The 7,753-nt window shown below is 46.5% G+C and carries 5 protein-coding genes; 4 read left to right on the forward strand and 1 reads right to left on the reverse strand.

Annotation, left to right across the window (positions count from 1 at the left end):
- Positions 1-218 precede the first annotated feature (218 nt).
- Positions 219-1,985 (forward strand): GspE/PulE family protein, encoded by a 1,767-nt coding sequence (locus BKE30_RS00585; RefSeq protein ID WP_076876736.1) that lies wholly within the window; start codon positions 219-221, stop codon positions 1,983-1,985.
- A 156-nt stretch (positions 1,986-2,141) separates the two neighbouring features.
- On the forward strand, positions 2,142-2,498 hold the full coding sequence (locus tag BKE30_RS00590; RefSeq protein ID WP_083698373.1) for a hypothetical protein: 357 nt from the start codon (positions 2,142-2,144) through the stop codon (positions 2,496-2,498).
- 62 nt (positions 2,499-2,560) lie between these two features.
- Here BKE30_RS00590 and BKE30_RS15790 read toward each other — a convergent pair whose 3' ends face one another.
- Positions 2,561-4,000: a hypothetical protein gene (locus tag BKE30_RS15790; protein ID WP_143253610.1), complete on the reverse strand. Its 1,440-nt coding sequence runs from the start codon at positions 3,998-4,000 to the stop codon at positions 2,561-2,563.
- Positions 4,001-4,550: 550 nt separating this feature from the next.
- Between BKE30_RS15790 and BKE30_RS00600 the strand changes: the two genes are divergently transcribed.
- Both BKE30_RS00600 and BKE30_RS00605 read left to right on the forward strand, forming a co-directional pair.
- A complete protein-coding gene (locus BKE30_RS00600; RefSeq protein WP_076876737.1) occupies positions 4,551-7,190 on the forward strand; it encodes a bifunctional aconitate hydratase 2/2-methylisocitrate dehydratase in 2,640 nt (879 codons plus the stop codon).
- Positions 7,191-7,250: 60 nt separating this feature from the next.
- A complete protein-coding gene (locus tag BKE30_RS00605) occupies positions 7,251-7,739 on the forward strand; it encodes a hypothetical protein (RefSeq protein WP_076876738.1) in 489 nt (162 codons plus the stop codon).
- The last annotated feature ends 14 nt before the right edge of the window (positions 7,740-7,753 follow it).

Below are 7,753 nucleotides of genomic sequence, written 5' to 3' on the forward strand. Positions count from 1 at the left end.
CCACAAAACCACTTTGCATGTACAAAAGTATTTAATATTGAAGTGGCTAATTATCATAGCTATTTTATTGGTGGACAAGGTCTATGGGTGCATGAATAAGACAAAATTTAGTATCATAGAATTATGCTACTTACCAAAATTCATCCTTAAACTCTAATTACACGATAAAATACAAGCTTAAAATCAATGTTGAAGCAGTTGCCGCTAAGGAGAGCATTTTGAATAAAAAACATCATTTTTCGTTTCAGGTCGATGTTAGATGGTGTCTGGATGCACTGCTTAAAGATGGCAAAATTTCCCAGCGCGATGTCAACCTCATTGCCACCACGCCACGCCGTAAGGATCAGTTGCAATGGCATCCTTTGCAATTCATCGCCAGTTTTGATTTAACTGATGCCACCACGCAGCAAAAGCTGACACTGCCATTATTATCCCAATGGCTGGCAGAGAAAGCCGACGTTCCATTTTTTCGCATTGATCCATTAAAAGTAAATGTGCCTGCGGTTACCGCAATCATGTCGTTTGAGTATGCCGAGCGGCACCGTATTCTGGCCGTTGCAGTGGATAGTGAAACCATTACCATTGGTAGTGATCAGCCTTTTTATGATGACTGGCTGGAAAACCTGTCGCATATTGTGCGTCCACGCCAGATTGTGCGGGTGATGCTAAACCCTGAACAGTTAAGCCGTTATTTGATTGAGTTTTATCAGGTGACCCGTGCCATAGCTGGTGCCAAAGGAACAGGCGGCACCGAAGCCACGGCTAAGGGTGTTGAAGCTTTATTACAACTGGGCGATGTACAAAACCCGGACGCCAATGATCAGCACATTGTGCGTATTGTGGACTGGCTGTTGCAATATGCATTTGACCAGCGCGCCAGTGATATTCATCTGGAACCACGCAGGCAGGGTGGACGGGTGCGTTTTCGGATTGATGGCGTGTTGCATACCGTGTATGACATGCCTGCACCGATTCTAACAGCCGTAATTTCACGGATTAAAATTTTAGGCCGCATGAATGTGGCCGAGCGCCGCAAGCCACAGGATGGCCGGTTAAAAACCAGAACACCCAAAGGCATTGAAACCGAACTGCGCCTGTCTACCTTGCCCACCGCATTTGGTGAAAAGCTGGTGATGCGTATTTTTGACCCTGAAGTCCTGGTGCGTTCCTTTGAGCAACTGGGCTTAACTGGCGATGACTTGGCCAAGTGGAGGCAAATGGCCGCGCATCCCAATGGCATTATTCTGGTTACGGGGCCAACGGGTTCAGGCAAAACCACCACGCTGTACTCCACGCTTAAGCAACTGGCTACCGATGAAGTCAACGTGTGTACCATTGAAGACCCGATTGAGATGATTGAATCCAGTTTTAACCAGATGCAGGTGCAATCCAGCATTGAACTGGGCTTTGCCGAAGGGGTGCGCGCGCTGATGCGTCAAGACCCCGACATTATCATGATTGGTGAGATTCGAGATCAGGACACGGCAGATATGGGCATTCAGGCGGCATTAACTGGCCACTTGGTACTTTCAACCCTGCATACCAACGATGCACCTTCTAGCCTGACGCGCCTGCATGATCTGGGTGTACAGCCTTTTTTAACTGCGGCAACCATATTAGGCGTTATGGCACAACGGCTGGTTAGAACCCTCTGTGAATATTGTAAGGCACCCACTACCATTGACCCGGAAAGCTGGAACCAGCTGGTGAGCCCCTGGACCAGTAATCCGCCCCCACAAGTATATCAGGCCGTAGGCTGCGAGCATTGTCGCGGAACCGGTTATAAGGGCCGTATGGGTTTGTATGAGATTCTGGTGCTGACCAATGAAATGAAGCGGCTGGTTGGTGACGGGGCAAACCTGAACCAGATCAAACAGCAGGCGTATCGGGAAGGACTGCAACCGTTACGGCTGGCAGGCGCTAAACGGGTTTCTGAAGGAACAACCACGCTGGAAGAGGTGATGCGGGTTGTGCCACTGAGTTAAATGCCTAGGCTTATATGTGTTCTGGATGCCTTAAATGAAGTTGTATGCAGGTTTACAGCCCACTACGTTTTAGTTCTGCAACCTATACAGTATGTCGATATTGCCGGGTAACAAAGCCTGCATAATTGTCTTCATACTGTATTCAGGAGCATAACTATGCGCATTAATCATGTGCGTTTTAAACATTTGTCACTGGCCAACGTGGTTGTGGCAGGTTTGGTGGCAACTCTTGCCATGCCTGTTTTTGCATCTTCCGATGAAGCATGGGCAGACCATGACCGTAAGGTTGCGCAAAAGTGTACTGCGGCCAGTGGCTTAATGAATGCTGTAGTTTCCAGCAAGCCAATATTGTTTGATGATACGGTTGGCTACACTGCCATTACCTTGCGCGGGCATTTAAAACCGGTTGCTGGCTCACAGCCCAAAGCAACCGCAACCCAGGAAAAGCTGTGCCTGTATATGCGTAAAACTGGCAAGGTACATGTGGCCGATATTTCAGCTGCTACGCGCTAATATCTTAAAGCATTGATAAAAAATAGGGCATTTAAGCCCTATTTTTTCATCGTAAAAGTGGATTACTGCCAGATGGAGTAACGCTTGCCAGCCTGAATTTCTGCAATCAACTGATCTGTTTTAATTGTTTCGTCCGGGTATTTGATTTTGTAGTTGCTTAATACAGTTAAGGCATTTTTCTTATCTTCCATTTGCAGATAACTATGTGCCAAAGCCAGATAAGCCTCTTGGTATTCTGCTTTTACCGCAGTATCCAGATGGGAAATGGACTCCCTAAAGCCACCGCCTTCACCCAAAGAGAATCCATACCAGAAGCTGGTTTCTGGATCGGCAGGTTTTAATTTAAGCAAACGCTGGAAATAAACTGCCGACTTGAATGCAGAATCCGGGCCGGTATCCATATTACGCGCCAGCACATGTGCCTTCATGGCACGCAGTAATACTTCATAAGAAGCACGCGGGTCTACGGCCAGTAAATCCAGTTGCTGGGTTAACAGCTTGATTTTCTTTTCAGCCTTCCAGCGCTCATATTTATCTTTAAAGTAAGTCGGATAATGGCGGGCCTTACCTTCAATGAGCGTAATGTCCTTATCCATTTCGGTGACATCTAGCGTTGCATTGCTGGGAGCCGGCATGCCTGCGCTTTTATTCATCTGTTGCTGATGAATGGGAATCAGAATTTTAGGGGTAGTGCTAGCAGCTATTTGAACTGGTATTATTGCTGTAGTGGCATCAACGGCAGGGCTGGCCACAGTCTGTGCAGTAACTTCGGTATTTGCCGGGTTTGCTGCTAGATCGGTAGTATTGCTGGTTGGGGCTGCATCTGTAGTAACAGCCGCAGTGTTGTCGGCGGTAGAAGTTGCAGGTGTTGCTGCGGCCTGTGATTGGCTGGCTACAAGACTGGCAACCGCCTGTTCGTCCAGCTTAAGGGCAGGGTCAATTTTGAATAGGGCGGCTTGCGTGTCCTGCGGTTCGGCTACCGGGAGGCCATTACTATCGGTTAGTAGACTTGACGCAGTCCCATTGGCTGTACTGGTACTTGAGTTTGCCAAATTTGCTGCTGTTACATTGGCATTGTCTGCTGAGTTGTTTGTCGTAGTAGGCAGATTTTGAGATTGGGCCTGCGATGAATCAGCCGTATTCAAACTATTATTGCTATCAGCCACTGCGGTTGTGGTGTTCTGGTTAATGACCGCGGCATCTTCCGGTACACGAATTGGCAGCCGGGTAACCACTTCACCCGTAGCAGGGTTAATAATTTTTGGGGTCAGGGCTTCACGAATCTGCTGAACAATAACCGGATTTAGCGGCTGCTTATAATTACGCGGGTTTAAAGGGTAGTGCGGTGCTGAGGTTTCTGGTTCAACTTTGCGTAAAACCAGTGGCTGTGGCGCAGGCTGTGGTGTTACTGGAATAATAATTTCTTGTTTTACAGGCGCAGGACTACAGGCGCTTAACGCAGCAATCGCGCATGCCAGAGGAAGGATATAAAAATTTTTCATATTTAAACCTGAGCGGTGTTCCTTGGTTGTGGGTTGTGATAGTCATGACATTAAATAGCAAAGCCATAGGCAGTCTAGAAAAATGAACCAACGCTGGCAATGCTTGCTACAGGCAATATTGCATCAAAATGTAGAATTACGAATGAGTTGCTCAAAGTTTGAATAAAATGTGCTGAAAAGTTTAATTTTATATTGGTTTTAAGCGTTCCCACTGTATAACCAAACAGCCCCAAGCCCAGTAACCCAAAGCTGATAATGATGACTTTTAGAGTGTGGTTCAGCGCCTATAAGAATTTTGATGTAAATTATGGTGTCTTATTTAAGAACCACAGCTATAAAATCAAGCAAGCTGTTATACTGCGTTGGATAAAAATCTTTATGTTGCCAACTCTATCATTTATTTAAAAAATAATGGGCATTTGCAGCAATTGCCATTGTTACATTAACTTTTGGCTTGAAATTTAGTAAAATCCACACATCCATAATTGTGTGTGCTAAGCAAGCATGTTTAGAACCCCACGCAATGAACATCCACAAGAGGAATAACACCGTGCTAGAAGCCTACCGCCAACACGTTGCTGAGCGTGCTGCACTGGGTGTCCCGCCAAAACCGCTGGACGAAACTCAAACTGCTCAACTGGTTGAATTATTAAAAAGCCCGCCGGCACATGAGGAAGAATTTCTAGTTAACCTGCTAGAAAATCGTGTTCCTGCTGGTGTAGATCAGGCTGCTTATGTTAAAGCTGCTTTTCTGGCTGCTGTTGCAAAAGGTCAGGCCACTTCTCCATTAGTGACCAAGAAGCGTGCGGTTTACCTGCTGGGTACCATGCTCGGTGGCTATAACGTTGCGCCACTGGTTGACTTGCTGGACGATGAAACACTGGGTGCCGACGCTGCTGAAGCCTTAAAGAAAACCCTGCTGGTATTTGATGCATTCCATGATGTAGCTGATAAAGCTACCGCTGGTAATGCCAATGCACAAGCGGTGTTAAAATCATGGGCAGACGCCGAATGGTTTACTAGCCGTCCAGATGTTGCTGAAGAAATCAAGATTACGGTTTTCAAAGTAACGGGTGAAACCAATACTGATGACCTGTCTCCTGCACAGGATGCATGGTCACGTCCGGATATTCCATTGCATGCCAATGCGATGCTGAAAAACGAGCGTGATGGCATCAACCCTGAAAAACCGGGTGAAGTTGGCCCAATGAGCCAGATTAAGGAACTGATTGCCAAAGGCAATACTGTTGCTTACGTTGGTGATGTGGTTGGTACAGGTTCTAGCCGTAAGTCTGCAACCAACTCTGTACTGTGGTTCTTTGGTGATGACATTCCGCATATTCCAAACAAGAAAGATGGCGGTGTTTGTCTGGGTGCAAAAATTGCGCCGATTTTCTTCAATACCATGGAAGATGCCGGTGCATTACCCATTGAGATTGATGTTAACAACATGAACATGGGTGACGAAGTTACCCTGAAAATCAATAAAGAAACCGCTACCGTTACGGCGTTTAAAGAGGGCCAGCAAATTGCTGAATCCCAACTGAAAACCCCAGTATTGCTAGACGAAGTTCGTGCTGGTGGCCGTATCAACCTGATCATTGGCCGTGGCCTGACCACCAAGGCGCGCGAAGCTTTGGGTCTTGAGCCATCGACACTGTTCCGCACGCCGGTACAGCCTGCTGACACTGGCAAAGGTTACACCCAAGCACAGAAAATGGTTGGTCGCGCATGTGGCTTACCAGAAGGTACTGGCATCCGTCCTGGCACTTACTGTGAACCGCGCATGACCACTGTTGGCTCTCAGGATACCACTGGCCCAATGACCCGTGATGAACTGAAAGACCTGGCTTGCTTGGGTTTCTCTGCTGATCTGGTGATGCAGTCTTTCTGTCATACCGCCGCGTATCCAAAGCCAGTTGACGTGGTGACTCACCACACGCTGCCAGACTTCATCATGAACCGTGGTGGTGTCAGCTTGCGTCCCGGCGATGGTATCATTCACTCCTGGTTAAACCGTATGCTGTTGCCTGATACCGTAGGTACTGGTGGTGACTCGCATACCCGTTTCCCAATTGGTATTTCTTTCCCGGCGGGTTCTGGTCTGGTGGCGTTTGCTGCTGCGACTGGCGTAATGCCACTGGATATGCCTGAATCTGTACTGGTGAAATTCAAGGGCAAAATGCAGCCTGGTATCACCCTGCGTGATCTGGTACATGCCATTCCTTACGTTGCCATTCAAGCAGGTGATTTAACCGTAGAGAAAAAAGGCAAGAAGAACATTTTCAACGGTCGTATCCTTGAGATTGACCTGAGCGAATACGAAGGCGACCTGACTGTTGAACAAGCATTCGAGCTGTCTGATGCTTCTGCCGAGCGTTCTGCTGCGGGTTGTTCAATCACCCTGTCTGAGAAATCAGTAGCTGAATACCTAACCTCCAACATGACCATGTTAAAATGGATGATTGCAGAAGGTTATGGCGATGCGCGTACCATGGCACGCCGTGTTGAAAATATGCAGAAATGGCTGGATAACCCAAGCCTGATCAAAGCAGATAGCGATGCTGAATATGCCAAGGTTTATGAAATTGACCTAAGCACGATCACTGAGCCAGTTCTGTGCTGCCCTAACGATCCAGATGATGCCAAACTGCTGTCTGATGTTGCTGGTGCAAAAATTGATGAAGTGTTCATTGGTTCTTGTATGACCAACATTGGTCACTTCCGCGCGGCTGGCAAGCTGCTGGAAAAAGTAGAAGGTGGTTCTTTATCAACCCGTCTGTGGCTGGCTCCGCCAACCCGTATGGACGAGCATCAGTTGATGGAAGAAGGCTACTACAACATTTATGGTCGTGCCGGTGCGCGTACTGAAATGCCGGGCTGTTCACTGTGTATGGGTAACCAGGCCCGTGTAGCGCCAAACACCACGTGTGTGTCTACGTCTACCCGTAACTTCCCGAACCGTCTGGGTCAGGGTGCCAATGTGTATCTGGCCTCTGCTGAGCTGGCGTCTGTTGCTGCGGTATTGGGTCGCTTGCCAACTGTTGCTGAATACATGGGTTATGCCCAGAACATCGACAGCATGGCTGGCGAGATCTATCGCTACATGAACTTTGATCGTATGGGTGAATACACTGCCGAAGCGGGCAAGGTTGACACCAAGAAAATCAGTGCTGCTCAGTTGACTTAAGTCATTGATTATGTGAAGGTAAGGGCTGATTAATCAGCCCTTATTTTTTGGATTTTAGATATGTCAGCAGCAACCCCTTATACTATTTCAGTTTATCGCGATTTAGACCAAGATATACTGCATAAGACTCTTGAAGTTTCTACCTATAATGATATACCTCGATCCGAACATCGAGATGCTTTTTATCAGATAAAAGCACAAGGTATAAATATAAAACATTCAGATTTTTTAGTGGGTGATGGTGATATTGAAATTACACAGTTGATCACTGCAAATGATGAATACTTACCTGAACTGATAGAGGAAATTGATCATTTAATTCGACAATGTAGTTCAAATTGGGATTCTTTTAATGATGAAATAGCTGAAAAATTAAATATGGATTTTGAAACTAAGATTGGCTACAGAAATCCTAAAGTGATTGATTATGGGTTCAGTGAAAGCGAGTTAGTCTTGATAGATATTCTAGCATTCATTCGTTATGGTCTAAATTATCTTAAAAATAATATAGGTAGTAGTATGGTCATTCATATTGAAGAAACTCTTTAATGCTTGAGTTGTTA

It is taken from the genome of Alkanindiges hydrocarboniclasticus (assembly GCF_001982605.1).
Lineage (GTDB): Bacteria > Pseudomonadota > Gammaproteobacteria > Pseudomonadales > Moraxellaceae > Alkanindiges > Alkanindiges hydrocarboniclasticus.

Bases quoted from the DNA above. Each gene is read 5' to 3' on its own strand.
- BKE30_RS00590 (WP_083698373.1), top strand. From the start codon at position 2,142: ATGCGCATTAATCATGTGCGTTTTAAACATTTGTCACTGGCCAACGTG.
- BKE30_RS15790 (WP_143253610.1), bottom strand. From the start codon at position 4,000: ATGAAAAATTTTTATATCCTTCCTCTGGCATGCGCGATTGCTGCGTTA.
- BKE30_RS00605 (WP_076876738.1), top strand. From the start codon at position 7,251: ATGTCAGCAGCAACCCCTTATACTATTTCAGTTTATCGCGATTTAGAC.